15 protein-coding genes and 1 pseudogene are annotated in these 17,871 nt (G+C 66.2%); 5 read left to right on the top strand and 11 right to left on the bottom strand.

Features of this window, described 5'->3' with window-relative positions; genetic code table 11:
- Nucleotides 1-3 precede the first annotated feature (3 nt).
- The 3 genes from DW355_RS16625 to DW355_RS16615 all read right to left on the bottom strand — a co-directional run bounded on the left by DW355_RS16625 (nt 4) and on the right by DW355_RS16615 (nt 5,463).
- Nucleotides 4-3,228, bottom strand: coding sequence for an efflux RND transporter permease subunit (locus DW355_RS16625; RefSeq protein ID WP_131281754.1), 3,225 nt, complete (start codon nt 3,226-3,228; stop codon nt 4-6).
- A 26-nt stretch (nt 3,229-3,254) separates the two neighbouring features.
- The gene (locus DW355_RS16620; protein WP_131281753.1) at nt 3,255-4,502 is read right to left on the bottom strand and encodes an efflux RND transporter periplasmic adaptor subunit; all 1,248 of its coding nucleotides are present in this window, start codon (nt 4,500-4,502) and stop codon (nt 3,255-3,257) included.
- 124 nt (nt 4,503-4,626) lie between these two features.
- Nucleotides 4,627-5,463 (bottom strand): alpha/beta hydrolase, encoded by an 837-nt coding sequence (locus DW355_RS16615; protein WP_242671229.1) that lies wholly within the window; start codon nt 5,461-5,463, stop codon nt 4,627-4,629.
- A gap of 114 nt (nt 5,464-5,577) precedes the next feature.
- Here DW355_RS16615 and DW355_RS16610 point away from each other — a divergent pair, with 114 nt between their 5' ends.
- Both DW355_RS16610 and DW355_RS16605 read left to right on the top strand, forming a co-directional pair.
- Complete coding sequence (locus DW355_RS16610) at nt 5,578-6,492, top strand: LysR family transcriptional regulator (RefSeq protein WP_131281751.1); 915 nt, start codon at nt 5,578-5,580, stop codon at nt 6,490-6,492.
- A 77-nt stretch (nt 6,493-6,569) separates the two neighbouring features.
- Nucleotides 6,570-7,043 (top strand): GNAT family N-acetyltransferase, encoded by a 474-nt coding sequence (locus DW355_RS16605; protein ID WP_131281750.1) that lies wholly within the window; start codon nt 6,570-6,572, stop codon nt 7,041-7,043.
- Here DW355_RS16605 and DW355_RS16600 read toward each other — a convergent pair.
- Entirely contained in the window at nt 7,040-7,594 is a 555-nt protein-coding gene (locus DW355_RS16600; RefSeq protein WP_131281748.1) for an NADPH-dependent FMN reductase, read from the bottom strand. The two genes, DW355_RS16605 and DW355_RS16600, sit on opposite strands and share 4 nt — an antisense overlap.
- Nucleotides 7,591-8,430: a sigma-70 family RNA polymerase sigma factor gene (locus DW355_RS16595; protein ID WP_131281747.1), complete on the bottom strand. Its 840-nt coding sequence runs from the start codon at nt 8,428-8,430 to the stop codon at nt 7,591-7,593. The genes DW355_RS16600 and DW355_RS16595 overlap by 4 nt, the downstream gene beginning before the upstream one ends.
- Before the next feature lie 92 nt (nt 8,431-8,522).
- Here DW355_RS16595 and DW355_RS16590 point away from each other — a divergent pair.
- Nucleotides 8,523-9,121, top strand: a pseudogene (locus DW355_RS16590) (ATP-dependent Clp protease proteolytic subunit).
- Nucleotides 9,122-9,161: 40 nt separating this feature from the next.
- Here the strand turns inward: DW355_RS16590 and DW355_RS16585 are convergent.
- Complete coding sequence (locus DW355_RS16585) at nt 9,162-11,660, bottom strand: cation-translocating P-type ATPase (RefSeq protein ID WP_242671228.1); 2,499 nt, start codon at nt 11,658-11,660, stop codon at nt 9,162-9,164.
- A gap of 62 nt (nt 11,661-11,722) precedes the next feature.
- On the opposite strand from DW355_RS16585, the gene fumC reads away from it, so the two are divergent.
- Nucleotides 11,723-13,123 (top strand): class II fumarate hydratase, encoded by a 1,401-nt coding sequence (gene fumC, locus DW355_RS16580; protein WP_131281746.1) that lies wholly within the window; start codon nt 11,723-11,725, stop codon nt 13,121-13,123.
- On the opposite strand, the gene DW355_RS16575 is transcribed toward fumC, so the two are convergent.
- Complete coding sequence (locus DW355_RS16575; protein ID WP_131282826.1) at nt 13,068-14,051, bottom strand: cation diffusion facilitator family transporter; 984 nt, start codon at nt 14,049-14,051, stop codon at nt 13,068-13,070. The genes fumC and DW355_RS16575 overlap by 56 nt on opposite strands.
- A 140-nt stretch (nt 14,052-14,191) precedes the next feature.
- Nucleotides 14,192-14,590: a tautomerase family protein gene (locus DW355_RS16570; protein WP_131281745.1), complete on the bottom strand. Its 399-nt coding sequence runs from the start codon at nt 14,588-14,590 to the stop codon at nt 14,192-14,194.
- Nucleotides 14,591-14,730: 140 nt separating this feature from the next.
- On the opposite strand from DW355_RS16570, the gene DW355_RS16565 reads away from it, so the two are divergent.
- Complete coding sequence (locus tag DW355_RS16565) at nt 14,731-15,657, top strand: LysR family transcriptional regulator (RefSeq protein ID WP_165493218.1); 927 nt, start codon at nt 14,731-14,733, stop codon at nt 15,655-15,657.
- A 46-nt stretch (nt 15,658-15,703) separates the two neighbouring features.
- Here DW355_RS16565 and DW355_RS16560 read toward each other — a convergent pair whose 3' ends face one another.
- From DW355_RS16560 to DW355_RS16550, 3 genes are all read right to left on the bottom strand, one after another.
- Nucleotides 15,704-16,045 carry a single-stranded DNA-binding protein gene (locus tag DW355_RS16560; RefSeq protein ID WP_131281742.1) on the bottom strand — a complete coding sequence of 114 codons (342 nt, stop codon included), beginning with the start codon at nt 16,043-16,045 and terminating at the stop codon, nt 15,704-15,706.
- Between the two features lie 34 nt (nt 16,046-16,079).
- Nucleotides 16,080-16,556 (bottom strand): hypothetical protein, encoded by a 477-nt coding sequence (locus DW355_RS16555; RefSeq protein WP_131281741.1) that lies wholly within the window; start codon nt 16,554-16,556, stop codon nt 16,080-16,082.
- A 313-nt stretch (nt 16,557-16,869) separates the two neighbouring features.
- Nucleotides 16,870-17,871, bottom strand: coding sequence for an AraC family transcriptional regulator (locus DW355_RS16550; protein ID WP_131281740.1), 1,002 nt, complete (start codon nt 17,869-17,871; stop codon nt 16,870-16,872).

The following is a 17,871-nucleotide window of genomic DNA, read 5'->3' as shown; positions in this document are numbered from 1 at the left end:
CCTTCAGCGGGGCAGCGACACCGTGGGCAGGGCCGCGGACGGCAGGCCACCGGCGGCAAAGCCCTCGAAATGGGGAGTCTCACCGTGCTGCTTGAGCGGGCGGTTGCCCGTGAGGCCACGCAACAGCACGTAGAACACGGGCGTGAGGAAGAGGCCGAAGGCGGTCACGCCGATCATGCCGGCGAACACGGCCACGCCCATGGCCGAGCGCATCTCTGCGCCGGCACCCGTGGCCAGCACCAGGGGCAGGACGCCCATGACGAAGGCCAGCGAGGTCATCAGGATGGGACGCAGGCGCAGGCGGCTGGCCTCGATGGCGGCCCGGATCGGCGTATGGCCCGCGAACTCCAGCTCCCGTGCGAACTCGACGATCAGGATGGCGTTCTTGGCCGACAAGCCCACGAGCACGATCAACCCGATCTGCGTGAACACATTGTTGTCACCGCCCGAGAGCCACACGCCCGTCATCGCCGCGAGCAAGCCCATGGGCACGATCAGGATGATGGACAGGGGCAGTACCAGGCTTTCGTACTGGGCGGCCAGCACTAGGAAGACCAGCAGGATGGCCAGCGGGAAGACCCACAACGCCGAATTGCCGGCTAGGATCTCCTGGTAGGTGAGCTCGGTCCATTCGAATCCGACGCCCTTGGGCAGCGTTTCGGCGGCGATGCGCTCGATGATCGCGCGTGCCTGGCCCGAGGAATAGCCGGGTGCCGGGCCGCCGTTGATGTCGGCCGAGAGGTAGCCGTTGTAGCGCATGGCGCGATCGGGGCCGAAGCTGGAGTTGACCTTCATCAGCGCCGACAGCGGCACCATTTCCCCGGTGCTGGAACGCACCTTGAGCAGGCCCACGTCCTCGGCGCGCGCGCGGTAAGGCGCGTCGGCCTGGGCGCGCACACTGTAGGTGCGGCCGAAGCGGTTGAAGTCATTGACGTACAGGCTGCCCAGGTAGATCTGCATGGTGTCGAAGATGTCCGTCACCGGCACCCCCAACTGGCGCGCCTTGGTGCGGTCGATGTCGGCGTAGAGCTGCGGCACATTGACCTGCCAGCTCGTGAACATGCCGGCCAGCTCGGGCGTTTGCCAAGCCTTGCCCATGAAGGCTTTCACGGCCTTGTCCATCTCGTCGTAGCCCACGCCGCCGCGATCTTCCAGCTGCAGCTTGAAGCCACCCGTGGTGCCCAGGCCCGCCACCGGTGGAGGCGGGAACATCACGATGAAGGCGTCCTGGATCTGGCCATAGGCCTGGTTGAGCTGACCCGCCACAGCGCCGCCGCTCTGGTCGGCGCGCTTGCGCTCCGCAAAAGGCTTGAGCGTGGCGAACACGATGCCCGAGTTGGAGCTGTTGGTGAAGCCGTTGATCGACAGACCGGGGAAGGCGATGGCATCCTCGACGTTCGGGTTCTGCCGCGTGATCTCACCCATGCGCTGGATCACTTCCTCGGTGCGGTCCAGCGTGGCCCCATCGGGCAACTGCGCGAAGCCGATCAGGTACTGTTTGTCCTGCGCCGGCACGAAACCACCGGGCACGACCTTGAACAGCAGCACGGTGATGGCCACCAGCGCGAGGTACAGACCCATCATCCGTGCCTTGCGCGTGATCACTCGCCCCACGCCGCCGCTGTAGGCCTCGGAGCCGCGCTGGAAGAAGCGATTGAAGGCGCCGAAGGCCCGGCCGAAGACGCGGTCCATGCCGCGCGTGAGCGCGTCCTTGGGTGCGTCGTGGCCCTTGAGCAGCAACGCCGCGAGGGCCGGCGAGAGCGTGAGTGAGTTGATGGCCGAGATCACCGTCGAGATGGCGATGGTCACGGCGAACTGCTTGTAGAACTGCCCGGTCAGGCCGCTGATGAAGGCCAGCGGCACGAACACGGCGACCAGCACCAGGGCGATCGCGATGATGGGACCGGAGACCTCGCGCATGGCGCGGTAGGTGGCCTCGCGCGGCGAAAGCCCGGCCTCGATGTTGCGTTCCACGTTCTCCACCACCACGATGGCGTCGTCCACCACGATGCCGATCGCCAGCACGAGGCCGAACAGCGACAGCGCGTTGATCGAGAAGCCCAGCAGGTGCAGCACGGCGAAGGTGCCCACCACCGACACCGGCACCGCCAGCAGCGGGATGATGGAGGCGCGCCAGGTCTGCAGGAACAGGATCACCACCAGCACCACCAGGGCGATGGCTTCCAGCAGGGTCTGGATGACCGACTTGATGGAGGCGCGCACGAACTGCGTGGGGTCGTAGGCGATGCGGTACTCCACACCCTCGGGCATGAGCTTTTGCAAATCGTCCATGGTCTGGCGCACGGCGGCCGAGATCTCCAGCGCGTTGGAGCCCGGTGCCTGGAACACGCCCATGCCGACGGCGGGCTGGTTGTTCAGCAGGGAACGCAGCGAATAGTCGGCCGCGCCCATCTCCAGTCGGGCGATGTCGCGCAACCGGGTCACCGCGCCGTTGGCGCCGGTCTTGACGATGATGTCGCCGAACTCCTCCTCACTCTGCAAGCGACCCTGGGCGTTGATGGACAGCTGCATGTCCACGCCCGGCAGCCCGGGCGAGGCGCCGACCACGCCGGCCGCGGCCTGCACGTTCTGGCCGCGGATGGCGGTCACCACGTCGCTGGCCGACATGCCGCGCTGGGCGACTTTCTGCGGGTCCAGCCAGACGCGCATGGAATAGTCGCCGCCGCCGAAGATCTGCACCTGGCCCACGCCTTCGATGCGCGCGAGCCGGTCCTTGACGTTGAGCACCGCGTAGTTGCGCAGGTAGTTGATGTCGTAGCGGTCATTGGGCGAGACCAGGTGCACCACCATCGTGATGTCCGGCGAGCTCTTGACCGTGGTGACACCCAGGCGGCGCACTTCCTCGGGCAGGCGCGGCTCGGCCTGCGAGACGCGGTTCTGCACCATTTGCTGCGCCTTGTCGACGTCGGTGCCCAGCTTGAAGGTCACGGTCAGCGTCATCACGCCGTCGGTCGTGGCCTGGCTGCCCATGTAGAGCATGCCTTCCACGCCGTTGATGGATTCCTCCAGCGGCGTGGCCACGGTCTCGGCGATGACCTTGGGGTTGGCGCCCGGGTACTGTGCGCGCACCACGATGGAGGGCGGCGAGACTTCGGGGTATTCGGAAATCGGCAAGCCGCGCAAGGCGACCAGGCCGGCGATCAGCATCAGCAGCGAGAGCACGCCCGCGAAGATCGGCCGATCGATGAAGAATTTCGAGAGATTCATGATGTTCTTGGTTTCGTACTCGCGGTTCAGGGCTGGGCCGAGGCCACGGCTTGCGCGGTTGCGTCGCCGGTCTTGCCGCGTTGCGCGGCGGTCATGGGCACGTCCTGCGGCTGCACCACGTCGCCAGGGCGCACGCGCTGCAGGCCATTGACGACCACGCGCTCACCCGAGTGCAGACCGCTGAGTACCAGGCGCAGGCCGTCGACGGACGCGCCCAGGGTGATTTCGCGGTACTCAGTGCGATTGCCTTCGCCGACGACCAGCACATACTTCTTGTTCTGGTCGGTGCCGATGGCGCGTTCGCTCACCAGCAGGGCGCGCGTGGCCTGCGACTGGCCCATGTGGATGCGGGCGAACTGGCCATGCATCAGCTGGCCATCCTTGTTGTCGAAGACGGCGCGCACGCGCACCGTGCCGCTGCTGGTGTTCACCTGGTTGTCGATCAGCTGCAGCCGGCCGGTGTAGGGCGTGTCGCCGCTGCCCGAGGTGCCCATGCGCACGGGAATGCGCTCCAGCGCCTGACGGTCGCCGTTGGCGGCACCGCCGCTCAGGCCCTTGAGCGCGCGCGCGACGACCTGTTCATCAGCGTCGAAGCTGGCGTAGATCGGGTTCACCGAGACCAGGGTGGTGAGCACGGGCGCGCCCGGGCCGGCGGCGACCAGGTTGCCCACGGTCACTTCCAGCTTGCCGATGCGGCCGGCCACCGGCGCGCGCACCTGGGTGTAGTCCAGGTTCAGCTGGGCCACCTGCAGCTGGGCCTGGGCGGCCTTGAAGTTGGCTTCGGCCTCGCGCAGCGCGTTCAGGCGGTCGTCGTACTCGCGTTGGGCGATCGCGCGTTCGTCCCAGAGCAGGCGGGCGCGGGCGTGCTCGCTGGTGGCATGCGTCACGCGGGCTTGCGCAGCGGCGGCCTGGGCGGCGGCGCGCGCCACCTCGGCCTCGTAGGGCGCGGGATCGATGGAGACCAGCAGATCGCCCTTGTTCACCAGAGCGCCTTCGCGGAAATGCATGGCCTGGATCACACCGGCCACGCGGGGTCGGATGTCCACGCGTTCGATGGCTTCGAGTCGGCCCGAGAACTCGTCCCAGGCGGACACATCGCTTTCCGCGATCCGCGCGACGGAGACCGGCATGGGCGGCGGCGCACCGTTGGGGGCGCTGGCTTGGGCGGTACTGGGTTTTTGCAGCAGCACGATGACGGCCACGGTGACGGCAGTCAGGGCAGCGGCGGTGGGCCACCAGAGGCGGCGGCGGGGGCGCAGGGACAGACGGGACATGGAAGTTCCTTTGGAAAACAAGAGAAAAAGAGGCGAAAGGGCAAAAAAAAAGCGAACAAGGCCCAGCCCGGCGCTGGGCCGGGTTGGCAATCGGAAGGGGGATCAGAAAAGAGGCGAGAGCCCGTCAGGCCGCGGGTGGGGCGGCGGCCTGGAAGAAGCTGCGCAGGTGCTCACGCGCCTGGGCCGCGCAGGGCGGCACTTCCCCGGCCAGCGGTTCGGCCAGGGAGTCGGGCCAGCCGGTCTTGGCCGGCAGCAGGATGCGGGTGACTGGGATGCCAGCCTCGTGAAGGCGGTCCGCATAAGCCAGTGCTTCGTCGCGCATCGGATCGTCGCCACCCGCGAGGATGAGCGTGGGCGGCAGGCCCGCGAGCCGTTGCGCGTGCGCGGGCACGGCATACGGATGCTCGGCGTCCATGGGACCGCGCAGGTACTCGCGCCAGCCGTCCATCCATTTGCAGCAGGTGGTGCTGCCCAGGGTTTCACGCAGCGAGGCCGTGGCATTGCAGGGGTCGAGCATGGGCGACACCAGGATCTGCCCGGCCAGCACGGGGTGGGCGCGGTCACGCACCATCAGCGCCACCGCCGCCGCGATGTTGCCGCCGGCTTCCTCGCCCGCGACGAAGAGCGGCGCGCCGGTGCCCGCCAGGCGGGTGCGCTGCTTGTGCAGCCATTCGATGGCCGTGTAACCGGCTTCCACCGCGTCGGGAAATTTGTGCGCGGGTGCCAGCGGGTAGGCCAGGGACGCCACCACGGCGCCGGAGGCCGCCAGGAGCTCGGCCAGGCAGGCGCCGCTGTCCAGATCGCCCGAGACAAAGGCACCGCCATGGAAATGCAGCACCAGCGGCACGGCGGCGCCGCGCACTTTCTGGCCGCGCACGCGCAGTTCCAGCGCCGATTCACCCGGCACGAACAGGGTTTGAGCCGGCGAGGGCAGGAAAGGGGACGGGGTTGAGCTGACCATGGACGTGACTATAGACACGCGACGCACAGGGATAAAGCAGGCTGCGACCAGTTGTCTGTTTCCCGTTTGTGAACAATCCCGCCTGCGCAATGCGCAAACAGGACACAACCAAGCATGGACCAGATTCAATCGATACGCGTTTTCGCGCGGGTGGTGGAGGCCGGAACCTTCACCAAGGCGGCTGAATCGCTGGACCTGCCCAAGGGTACGGTGACCAAGCTGGTCCAGCAGTTGGAGGCGCGCCTGAAGGTCAAGCTGCTGAACCGCACGACGCGGCGCGTGACCGTGACGCCGGACGGCGCGGCCTATTACGAGCGCACCACCCGCCTGCTCAAGGACCTGGACGACATCGAGGCCAGCATGACCAATGCGCAGGCCAAGCCCAGCGGGCGCCTGCGCGTGGACGTGGGCACCGCGGTGGCGCAGCAGATCATCATTCCGGCCTTGCACGATTTCTACGCCCGTTTCCCCGACATCCAGCTGGACCTGGGCGTGACCGACCGACCGGTGGACCTGATCACCGACAACGTGGACTGCGTGATTCGGGGCGGTGACCTGCAGGAGCAGTCCCTGGTGGCGCGCCGCCTGGGCAATGTGCCCCTGGTGGCCGTGGCCTCGCCAGCCTACCTCCAGGCGCGCGGCATGCCCAGGCATCCGTCCGAGCTGGAGCGCGAACACACCACGGTGAATTTCTTCTCCGCGCGCACCGGCCGGCCCTATGCACATGAATACACCCGGGACGGCAAGACGCTGGAAATCGCGGGACACTACAAGCTGTCGGTGAACGAAGGCAATGCCCTGACGTCGGCGGTGCTGGCGGGCCTGGGCGTGTCCCACATCCCGGCCTTCACGGCGGAACCCCTGCTGAAGAGTGGTCAACTGGTGCGGGTGCTGGAGGACTGGACCTGTCCCGTGATCCCGCTCTATGTGGTCTACCCACCCAACCGCCATCTCAGCGCCAAGGTGCGCGCCTTCGTGGAATGGGCGGCGGAACTGTTTTCCCGGCACCCGCAGGTGTTGACGGGATGAGCCGGGACTGATCCCTCGGCTCTCGTGTCGCATCGCGGTGACGGTCATGGCCCATGATGCGTCCTTATCATCGGGACATGCAATTACCTGTTTCTTCTGGTCTGCGGTGGTTCTGCCTGGGCTTCGAGGCCCTGTCCGTCCACCAGCTATACGCTTTGTTGCGCCTGCGCTCCGAGATTTTCGTGGTCGAGCAGCACTGCGCCTACCTGGACCCCGACGGCAAAGACCTGCATCCCCAGGCCGTGCACCTCCTCGGCTATGACGGTGAGGTGCTCGCCGCCAGCGTGCGCATCCTGCCGCCAGGCCTGGGCTACCCCTGCCCGAGCATCGGGCGCGTGGTGATCGCCGCGACCCACCGTGGCACCGGCCTGGGCCATGTGCTGATGCGTGAGGCCTTGGATCAGGTATTCCAGCGCTGGCCGGGCAGCGAGGTCCAGCTGGGCGCGCAGGCGCACCTGGCGAAGTTCTATGCCGCGCACGGTTTTGTCGTGGCTTCACCGGTCTACGACGAGGACGGCATTCCCCACGTCACCATGCGTCGGCCCGCCTAAGCGAGCGGAAAACTTGGTCCGGCACCGCCCTCGCCCCGCAGGTGCCTGAGCAGGGCGGCCAGCAGGTCTTCGAGGGCACGGCAAACGTCCGGCTGCGCCAGCATGGCGGCCTCGGTGGTGCAGTGGCCCGCCAGGGGCAGGGTCTGCGATGCGTCGGCGACGATCTCCGCCGACATCGTGCGCAGCACCTCGCGCAGGGCCGCGTCGGCGTGGTGCGCGCGGGGCGCGGCGTTGACCAGTGCCACCGGCTTGCCCACGGTGCCTTCGAAGCTGACCAGCCAGTCCAGGGCGTTCTTCATGACGCCGGAGATGCCGTGGGCGTATTCGGGGCTGGCAATCAGCAGCGCGTCGGCCGCGTCGACCGTGGCGCGCCAGCGCCGCACCGTTTCGGGGGGCGATGCTTCCAGGTCGGGATTGAAGAGCGGCAGATCCTCCAGGTCCTCGAACACCGAGACGCGCAGGACGGGCGGTGCCAGCCGCGTCGCCAGGCGGCAGACGGCCGAGTTGATGGAGGCCGCCCGCAGGCTGCCGGAGATCGCGACGATGTTCACGCGGCGATGGTGGCCCAGGGCGCTTCTTCGGACCGCGCACCCAGGGGCAGCACGCACAGCGTGACGCCGTCCAGCGTGAGCGCCAGGCCCAACTGTCCACCGATCTGCACCAGACCGCTGGCGGTCGCGCGGGGCGTCGGCGCGCTTGTGTATGTCGATTCGAGTGCCGCCTGCGGCGCAAGGTGGTGGGCGCTGGCGCTCACAGGCGGTTGGCGCAGCATGGCCCACAAGGTACGCGGGTCACGCAGGTGCAGCGACTGTGCGTAGAGCTGGAACAAGGCCTCCTTTTCTGCTGCCTCGGTTTGCTCCTGTTCCAAGGCCCATATCTGCCCGGGCTGGTGCACCAACGTGTCGGCCGCCTCGCGCAATCGCAGCAGCGCACGCCGCAGCTGCTGCCGGCTGCCCGCCGCCGTCTTGCCCTGGGCCTGAGCGATCTCGGCATGCTCCGCCTCGAACACCTCGTGCAGCAGGACCACCGCGCCGTCCGTGGCCGGCAGGTGGTCCGCGAGCAGACGCAGGGCGCGGGTGCTCTCCTGCAACAGGGCGGTTTCCGATTCGGCCGAGGCTTGCTCATGGCCCAGGGGAGCGTCGGCCGATTCCGCCAGCCATTGCTGCATCCACTGCCGTCGCCGCAGCCGGTCGATGGCGATGTGGCGCATCACGGTGAGCAGCCAGGCCTGGGCGGCATTGAGTTCCAGTTCCTGGTTTTCCAGCGCGCGGACATAGGCGTCCTGCACCGCGTCCTCGGCCTCCGCGGGCCCCAGCAGGCGGGTGGCGGCGCGCACCAGTTGGTGCCGGTCGGCGTCGAGCAGGTCGGGCAGGTATTCATCGCGCATGGAGCCATCTTGCCATAGCGAGCCCATGGACCGGGGGTGTCACGCCGGGCGGGCTTCGTTCGTCATGGCAGCTCAACGTCAAGGAAATCACCATGAACTCACCCGACACCGACAGCCCCGCGCCGACCAGCGTCCCCGAACCCCGCACCGCCTCCTATCTGGAAGAAAAGGCCTTCAAGACCCGCACTCTCCTGGTCTTCGGCACGGTGACCGACGTCATGGCCGCGGACGTGACGCGCCGGCTCATCGCGCTGGACGCGGAAAGCGACCAACCCATCCACCTGCTGGTGAGCTCGCCTGGCGGTCATCTGGAATCCGGCGACGCCATCCATGACATCGTGCGTTTCATCGCCGCACCGGTGCACATGGTCGGCACCGGCTGGGTGGGTAGCGCTGCCACCCACCTCTTCCTGGCGGTGCCGCATGCGCGGCGCTACTGCCTGCCCAACACGCGCTTCCTGATTCACCAGCCCAGCGGCGGCGCGGGGGGCCGGCCACCAACATCGCCATCCAGGCCCGTGAGATGGTCAAGGCCCGCGAACGCATCGCCGCCACCATCGCGCGCGAGACCGGCAAGTCCTTGGAGGCCGTGCTGGCCGACATCGAGCATGACCGCTGGCTGTCTGCGCAAGAGGCTGTGGACTATGGTCTGGTATCGCGGATCATCGAACGCAAGAGCGAACTGGCCTGAGTGGCCGCTGCCAGAAGCAGTGCCGTCTGCGGACGCAGGTTCATTTCTGTTGACGCCAAATGGTTGACGAGAGCAGCGAGGTTGATAGGGTCGTCGTGAAGAAGGCCAAGGCGACCAGCATCCAGTCCCCGGCGTGCAGTGGCCTCAGATGCAATAGCCCGCTGAAAACAGGAACCTGAATGGCCAGAACCAGCGATGCGAGTGTGCCGAAGGCCAGCCAACGGGACGCCGCACGGCGCAGTTGGGTCAGGCCCACTGTGATTCCCGCGCTGACGACCAACAGCACGGCCAGCGCCATCGCGCGCGCGTGCTCGACGTCGTGGCCGGCGCCCAGTGCGTGAAGGTAGCTCCATACCATCGCGACACTGGCCAATCCACCGACCAGGCCTATGCCCAGCCAGGCTTCGGTCGTGAAGAAGCGTGTTGCATGATGGCGCCGCTCCCTGGCGAGGGGCGCGGTCGAGGGGAGGTCCTGAAACGCCATCATCGCGGTGGGATGGATGACCAGTTCAAGCCACACGATGTGGATGGGCAGAAACAGCAAGGGCTGACCCATCAACGGAATGGCCGCGGCACCGATCACGAGCGGCAAGTGCACGAGCAAAAGATAGACGAATGCCAGGCGCAAGTTCTGAAACAGTTGGCGGCCTTCCGCCACCGCATCCACGATGGTCCTGAAGTTGTCGTCCAGGAGAACCACTGGCGCAACCTCCCGCGCGCTGCGGGTTCCACGCAGGCCCATCGCCACGCCAATGTCGGCTTGACGCAGCGCCGGCACGTCATTGACGCCATCCCCGGTGACGGCAACGATCTCCCCCTCGGATTGGAGCGCCTGTACCAAGGCCAGTTTTTGCGTGGGTGTCGCGCGCGCCACAACGTCCAGCCCCCCAAGAGATCGCCAGACGGCACCCGGATCGTCCTCGGACCCCAATACCACGGTCCTGGGAGTTCCCCCACCCAGTCCGATCTGACGCGCGATCGCGCCTGCCGTGGCCGGGTGATCTCCCGTGACCATGATGACGCGCATGCCCGCGGCCAGGCAGTCGGCTATCGCCTCTCGCACGCCGTTCCGGACAGGGTCTTCAAAGGCCAGCAACCCTGCGAACGCGAAGCCCTGGCTGGGCTCCTGGTCCGGCGGCGTGGCGTCGCTCAGGTTCTTCCAGGCACAGGCGATGACCTTGTGGCCTGACTTGCCATGGGCGTCGACGAGCGCCAGCCAGCGGGAGCGTTCCAGTTCCGGGAGATCGCACACCGCCAACACGGTCTCGGGCGCTCCCTTGGCATAGGCAGTGAGTTGGCCACCCCTCCTGGACCAGATGGCGGATTCGCGGCGTCGGGCCTCCGTGAACGGGAAACTGGCTTGTCTGTCCGCCAGGGGCAGCGGGCCGGCGGCTGCGTGCAAGGCCTGGTCCAGTGGGTCGCCACTGTCCTGCCGCGCCGCGAAAGTAGCGAATTGCAGCAGGGCCGTTTCATCGAGTCCTGTTGCTGGAATCCGTTGTGACAGCACCAGCGAGCCCTCGGTGAGGGTGCCTGTCTTGTCAGAAAGAATGCAGCTGACACGGCCGATGTTCTCGACGGCGACTGCACGGCGGACCAAGGCGTTCTTTCGTGCCAGCCGGAACACGCCCACGCCGAGGAAGAAGGTGTAGACGACGGGGAACTCCTCAGGCACGGCAGCCACGGCCAGCGTCACGGCGCTGAGCAAGGCATCGATCCATCCGTGACCTTGCCAAAGGCGGACCACCGCGAGCACGGTGCACACGATGAGCGCCGCCGCCAACAGCATGACGACGAGTTCGCCGATGGCTTTCTGCAAAGGTGTCGATCCCTGGTGTCCTGCGGTCGCCGTGCGCACGATCTCTCCGTAGCGCGTGTCACCGCCGGTGAAGACGACGTGCAGCCTGGCCGTGCCGGTCAGCAGGCGCGTTCCCGCAGTTCCCCAGTGTTCGTCAAGCGCAGTTGCGGGTAAGGGGCCGGAGCGCAAGAGGGCCCGCTTGATCACCGGCAGGGATTCACCTGTCAAGGTCGACTCGTCTGCTTGCAGGTCGGCGCCGCCAATCAAGACCCCGTCGGCGGGGAAATACTCGCCAGGCTTGACCTCCACCAGGTCACCTGGGACCAGATGCCTCGACGCGATGTCTTGCCACCGACCCTCTCTCATCACCCGCGCGGAACTCGCCAGGCGACTGGCCAGACTGGCGGACGATGCCGTGGTCCGCCGATGCAGATAGGCATCCATCCCCAGCAGGGGCACCATGGCGAGCAGCAAGGTCCAAGACTCGGTGAATTGCCCCAGGAGCGCAAAGAGCACAGCGGTCACCGCGAGAAACCACAGCATGGGGTCGCGCGCCGTGTCGCGCGCGATCGTCAGCCAGTTGCTCGCCGTTTGGGGAACGATGTCGTTCCACCCAAACGCGCCGCGCTGGGTCTCGACCTGCGCCGAGGACAGGCCCATGCCGCCCAAGTCGGGTGTGGGAAGGTGCTCGGGCGGAATGCGGCGCTGATTCATGATGACCAGGAGATCCTTGGAATCGGCCATCCTCCAAAGGGTGTAAGGTTCAGCTGGCCGGATGCCCGTCCTCATTCTAGGTGGACCACCCTATGAACGCCCCCAACGCAGACACCCGCACCGAGCGCGACACCTTCGGCCCCATCGACGTGCCGGCCGACCGGCTCTGGGGCGCGCAGACCCAGCGCTCGCTGCTCAACTTCGACATCTCGGGCGAACGCCAGCCGCGCGAAATCATCCATGCCCTGGTCCAGGTCAAGCAGGCCTCGGCCACGGTCAACCAGGCTTTGGGTTTGCTGGACGGGGCCAAGGCCAAGGCCATCGTGGCGGCGGCCGACGAGGTGCTGGCCGGACGGCATGCGGATGAATTCCCGCTCGTGGTCTGGCAGACCGGCTCGGGCACGCAGACGAACATGAACGTCAACGAGGTGCTGGCCAACCGGGCGAGCGAGTTGCTGGGTGGCGCGCGCGGTGAAGCACGCCTGGTGCACCCGAACGACGAGGTCAACCGCAGCCAGTCCAGCAATGATGTGTTCCCCACAGCCATGCACGTGGCGGCGGTCGAGGCCATCACGCAGCGCCTGCTGCCCGCGCTGCAAACGTTGCGCGCCACGCTGGAGGCCAAGGCCCGCGAATTCGACGCCATCGTCAAGATCGGGCGTACCCATTTGCAGGACGCCACGCCGCTCACGCTGGGGCAGGAATTCTCGGGCTGGGTGGCGCAGCTGGCGCACGGCGAGCGGCATGTGCGCGCCGCCTTGCCGCATCTGTGTGAACTCGCGCTCGGTGGCACGGCGGTGGGCACGGGGCTGAACGCGCCCGCAGGCTATGCCGAAGCCGTGGCGCAGGAACTGGCGCGTCTGACGGGACAGCCCTTCGTGACCGCGCCCAACAAGTTCGAGGCGCTGGCTTCCTGCGACGCGCTGGTGCATGCGCACGGCGCGCTCAAGACGTTGGCGGCCAGCCTCATGAAGATCGCCAACGATGTGCGCTGGCTCGCCAGCGGGCCGCGCAGCGGGATCGGCGAAATCAGCATTCCCGAGAACGAACCCGGTTCGTCCATCATGCCGGGTAAGGTCAACCCGACGCAGAGCGAGGCGCTGACCATGCTGTGCTGCCAGGTCTTCGGCAACGACGTGGTCATCAACCTGGGCGGCGCCTCAGGCAATTTCGAGCTGAACGTGTTTCGTCCCCTGGTCGCGCACAACTTCCTGCAAAGCGTGCGGCTACTGGCCGATGGCATGCGGAGCTTCAACGACCATTGCGCCCTCGGCATCACACCCAATCGCGAGCGCATCGCCGAACTCGTGGCGCGCTCGCTGATGCTGGTGACCGCGCTCAATCCGCACATCGGTTACGACAAGGCAGCCCAGATTGCCAAGAAGGCGCACAAAGAGGGGCTGACCTTGCGCGACGCGGCCCTGGCCAGCGGCCACGTCACGGCCGAGCAGTTTGACCAGTGGGTGGTGCCGGAACGGATGGTGGGCCGCTGACCTCGTCATGGTCCCGGTCCGGGCGGTGCCAGGGGTCCACATGGGTCATGAGGTTCAGCACGCGGTGCCGTTGCATCACGCGGCGCCGGGCCTCGACCGCGATGTCGTGGCCGGCTTCCACGGTCAGCGTGGCGTCCACTTCGATGTGGGCGTCCGCGACGATCAGGTCGCCCATCTTGCGCGTGCGGATGTCATGCACGCCCTGGATGCCGGGCGTCTCGCTCAGGGTCTGGCGGATGGCGGCCAGCTCCTCGTCGTTCACCGCGCGGTCCATCAGGTCGTGCAGCGCATCCCAGCCAAACGTCCATCCCATCCGGGTCACCATGAAACCGACGATGGCGGCGGCAATCGGATCCAGAATGGGGTAACCCGCCAGGTTGCCCAGGATGCCCAGGCCCACCACCAAGGAGGACGCGGCGTCCGAACGCGCATGCCAGGCATTGGCCACCAGCATGCTGGACTTGACGCGCTTGGCCACGGCCAGCATGTAGCGGAACAGCAGTTCCTTGGCCAGGAGCGCACCCAGCGCCACCCACAGCGCGACCAGATGGACTTGCGGGATGGCGTGCGGTTGCTCCAGCTTCACGATGGCCGACCACAGCATGCCCAGACCGACGGCCAGCAGCAGCAGGCCCAGCACCAGTGAGGCCGCCGTCTCGTAACGATGGTGGCCGTAGGGGTGGTCCGCGTCGGCGTCTTTCTGGCTGTGCCGGTTGGCCAGCAGAACAACGAAGTCGGCGATCAGATCTGACAGTGAATGAATGCCGTCAGCCACCAGGGCCTGCGATTTGGTGAGCACACCGGCGACGATCTGGATGGACGTCAGTACCAGGTTCACGAACACGCTGACCCAGGTGCTGCGCGACGCCGCCGCGGCGCGTTCTGCGGTGGTGTACTCGTTGGCTTCCGAGTCCTCCGTGAGGGGCATGGGCGTGTTCAAGGGCGTCAGACGGGTTGTGCTGGATGAAGGCAGCGGCCAAAGCTTGGCGTCGCCCCCATCATAGAGCGGCTGCATGCCGCTTGGGAGGGAGCGCAGCTGCTGGCCGACTGCCGTTCACTGATCGTCGCTCAAGGGCTGGGGTGTTGGTAGCGGTGTTCCTGCGTCTGGCCGCCGAAGCCGTAGGCGGTGGCCCGAACATCCTGCACGTAGACATAGCTCTCGGGGTGGAGGTCCCCCAACAGCCCCTTGAACGCCGCGTAGGCCTCGGCCACATAACGTGCCTTTTCGGCCTTGGTATTGGTTTCGTCCACCACCTTGACGTCGAAGTAGAAGCTGGCCTTCTTCAGCTGTGCCAGTGATTGACCGGCCACGTACCAGTCGCGCGGGTCGACGTAGTGGATCACCACCGCGGTGAGCTCGCGCCGCTTGCCGAGTATGCGTGTGGTCAGCTCCAGCAAGGTTTCCGTGATGCGTTCCGAGAGGGCGTCGCTGCGCTGGGCCGACACCTGGATGTTGAGGATGGGCATGAGAGGCTCCTGTTCGTTGAAGAGGGCTCCACTGTAGGAACGGCATCGCCAACCGGAAATCATCCGTGGTGATAATTGCTTTTGCTCACGACGCAAAGGCCCCCGGGGCCCTTTGATCCTCTGATTCCTTGATCTTCCTGATGACGAAACTCTTTCTGCCCGACCCCTCGGATTTGCGTTGGCTCGTGCGCTCGCTGGACCTGCGTTCGTTCTCGGCCGCCGCGCGCGAACAGAACGTCGTGGTTTCCGTGGTGACGCGGGGCGTGGACCGCCTGGAAGCGGGGTACGGCGTCAAGTTGCTGCGCCGCTCCACGCACGGCTTGTCCGTCACCCCGGAAGGGGCTGAACTCGCCCAAGAGGCTCGCGCGGTGCTGGCCCGACTGGAAGACCTGTCCGTGTCCCTGACCGATCAGCGCCATCGCGTGGCGGGCACCTTGCGGCTGGCCTCCAGCCAGGAGATCTGCGAAGAGCTGGTGCTGCCCCATCTGTCAGACCTGCAAGCGCGCCACCCCGCATTGCGCATCGAACTGTTGGCCGATGACCGGGTGGCCGACCTCGTGACGGAAGGCATCGACGTGGCTTTGCGCACCACGGTGGGCAACAGCGAACTGGTCGTGGCCAGGGAGTTGGGCAAGTTCCAGCGGCGTCTCTACGCCTCGCCCGCCTATTTGCTGGAGCACGGCACGCCGGCCGACCCCACCGAGTTGCAGCAGCACCAGACCGTGACGCACACCGCGCAAGGGCCCGCGGTCACCTGGGGTTTCCGCCAACAGGGCAAGCGGCTGGAACTGACCGTCCAAGCCCGGCTGGCCGCCAGCAGTTCGGCGCTGGTGCACCATGCCCTGGTCAACGGCGCGGGGATCGGCATGCTGTCGAGGCCCTTGGCCTCGGCCGACGTGGCGCGCGGCAGCCTGGTGGAGGTGCTGGAGCCCTTCGCCTCGGGCACGGTGCACACCCTGTATGCCGTCGCCTCACCTGGCCGGCGCAATGCCGCACGGGTCAAGGCCGTGATTGATTTCCTGGGGCGCTCCTCACGCGATCGTTGGGCGCTGGATGTGGAGGGCTGATTTCTCTGAGCGGCCTGACGAGCCCGGTTGTTGAACGTGAAGCGCCTCATGGCCCGCATTCGGACGTTCCTGGCGAGGCCTGTCTGGGGTTCGCGTGGTAGGCCGTCAGCACCTGCGTGGCCACCATGTCCAGGCTCGGGCGGGCGTTGCCTTGTTTGTCGGTCCATACCTTGGGCGTCAGCGAACCCGCCAGACTGAGTGATTCGCCGTCGCCGAGCGCGAGCAGGGCGGTGCAGGACGCCGCGTCGAAGGCGATGACGTTGACGATGAACTCTTCGTCGTCCCGGTTGCGGGCCAGCACCCGGGCCACGGTGTAGGAACGGCCCATCTTGTCGACGCGCCGGGAGGCATCACCCATCAGGCAACCGGCAACCAATCCGTCGATCATGCAAGCTCCTTTGCGACCGGGGCAGCGGTGCGCATCAACGTGGCCTCGCGAAACCGGAGGTGACCCAGGCCTGAGCGCTGTCTACGTTCAGCTTGAAGCTGGGCGGGACCGAAACACGGGCCGACTCCTCGCCGAATTCGTCCATGGCGCGCAGGGTCGCGGTGGCGCCCTCGTCGTCCGGCACGATAGCCAGTTCTACCCGCACGCGCCGCCCTTCAACCGCCACGGTGATGTTCTTGTTGAGCTCGGCATGGCGTTGCTGCTCGGAACGGCGGACCACCTCCTTGGCGGTTTTCACCAAGGTATTGAAAGCGGCGGTGTCCAAGGGCTTGGGGTTCTTCTTGTCGCGTCCCATGGTCCAGGGGCCGACCAAGGCCGGCTCGGCTTCGCCATTCAGGTACATGGCCACTGCCCAGCCATCGTCATCATCGTTCTTGATGACGCGCGCGGTCCACTGCGCATCACTCCACACGCGGCTTTCGTGTATCGGGTCTTGGGTGTCTTGGGTCATGGACGAATGGTAGCTGCGGTCAGCGGTTGAGCTTTCGCCGACAGTTGGGGAGTAAGGCCGAGCAGTGACTTGGCGGCGATTGCGGGCTGTCACTTCGGAACCTCAGACGTCTGATTGCGGTCATATAGCGATCGCTCAGCGCCAAGAAGAGCGAGCCTCAATACCGAGAATACCGGTGCCCAGACAAGGGAATCCGGTGCTGCTGAACCGGGGGACGTTCGGGGAATCCCGTTGAGAGACAGGCAGTTCTCAGTTGCTCAAGTGTCAGTGAACTCAAGCCGGTTGATGTCCAAGACCTCTGCAGCTGGCTGGATCAAGTTACACGGTGCTGAGCCACTTCGCTAGGCGCATACCCAAACTGGGATTTGAAGGCGCGGCTGAAAGCCGCATCGGATGCGTAGCCGACATGTGCTGCTGCTTGCGTAACGCGCATGCCGCCAGCCAGCATGTCGGCGGCCAGCGTCAGTTTCAAACGCTTGACATATTGCAAAGGCGGTTCGCCGACCTTGCTCAAGAAGCGCTCCGCAAAAATTGAACGCGACATGGCCGCAAGACTGGCCAGTCCTTCCACGGTCCAAGATTCGTAGGGTGCGGCATGGATGGCATTCAATGCTCTACCGATGCGCTCGTCTCCCAATGCGCCGACCCAACTGCTGGGGTTTTCCTGATTGGCCGCCCACGTGCGCAGGGTGCGGATCACCAGCAAGTCGATCAAACGCGAAATCATCAGTGAAGATCCCGGTTCGACCTCCAATGACTCCTTGACCAGGAAGTGCGTCAGTGCGTGCAGCCAGTCGGGTGTTTTTGCTCCCTCGCTTGGGATATGCACGGTCAAGGGCAACGCCGTCATGAGCGCCGCAAGCGAGCCCCCTTCGAAATGAAACAGGCCACCGACAAGCTTGGCCGCTTCGCCCTCACCACCGTAATCAAGCACGGATTTGTCGCGGTCGAAATGGCTCGATACGAGATTGTCGATGTCAGCCCATGACGAACCTGGATCGTCGCAAATCAGATGGCCTGTGCCGTGTGGGAGCAAGAGCATGTCGCCCTGCTTGACGGCTATCGGTTGGGCCCCTGGCGTCCTGACCCACATCGTGCCTGCTTGAACGAAATAGAAATGCGCCGGCCCTTTGGGAAACGAAATGCCCCAGGGTGCGCGCAATTGCGCCGAGTACACGAGCTCTCCACGCAGTCGTATCAACGTCAGGACCTGTGAGAGCACGTCGGCACGTGTCGCGGCCATCCCATAGTCAGACTGATTGCCGGACGATCGATCATGAACTTCGGTGTCTTTGGGATGGTTGATCATGCTCAT

The organism is Hylemonella gracilis (assembly GCF_004328645.1).
In the GTDB taxonomy this organism is placed as follows: domain Bacteria; phylum Pseudomonadota; class Gammaproteobacteria; order Burkholderiales; family Burkholderiaceae_C; genus Hylemonella; species Hylemonella gracilis_B.
Note: the sequence above shows the minus strand (reverse complement) of the source record. Positions and strands in the feature narration are given on the sequence as shown.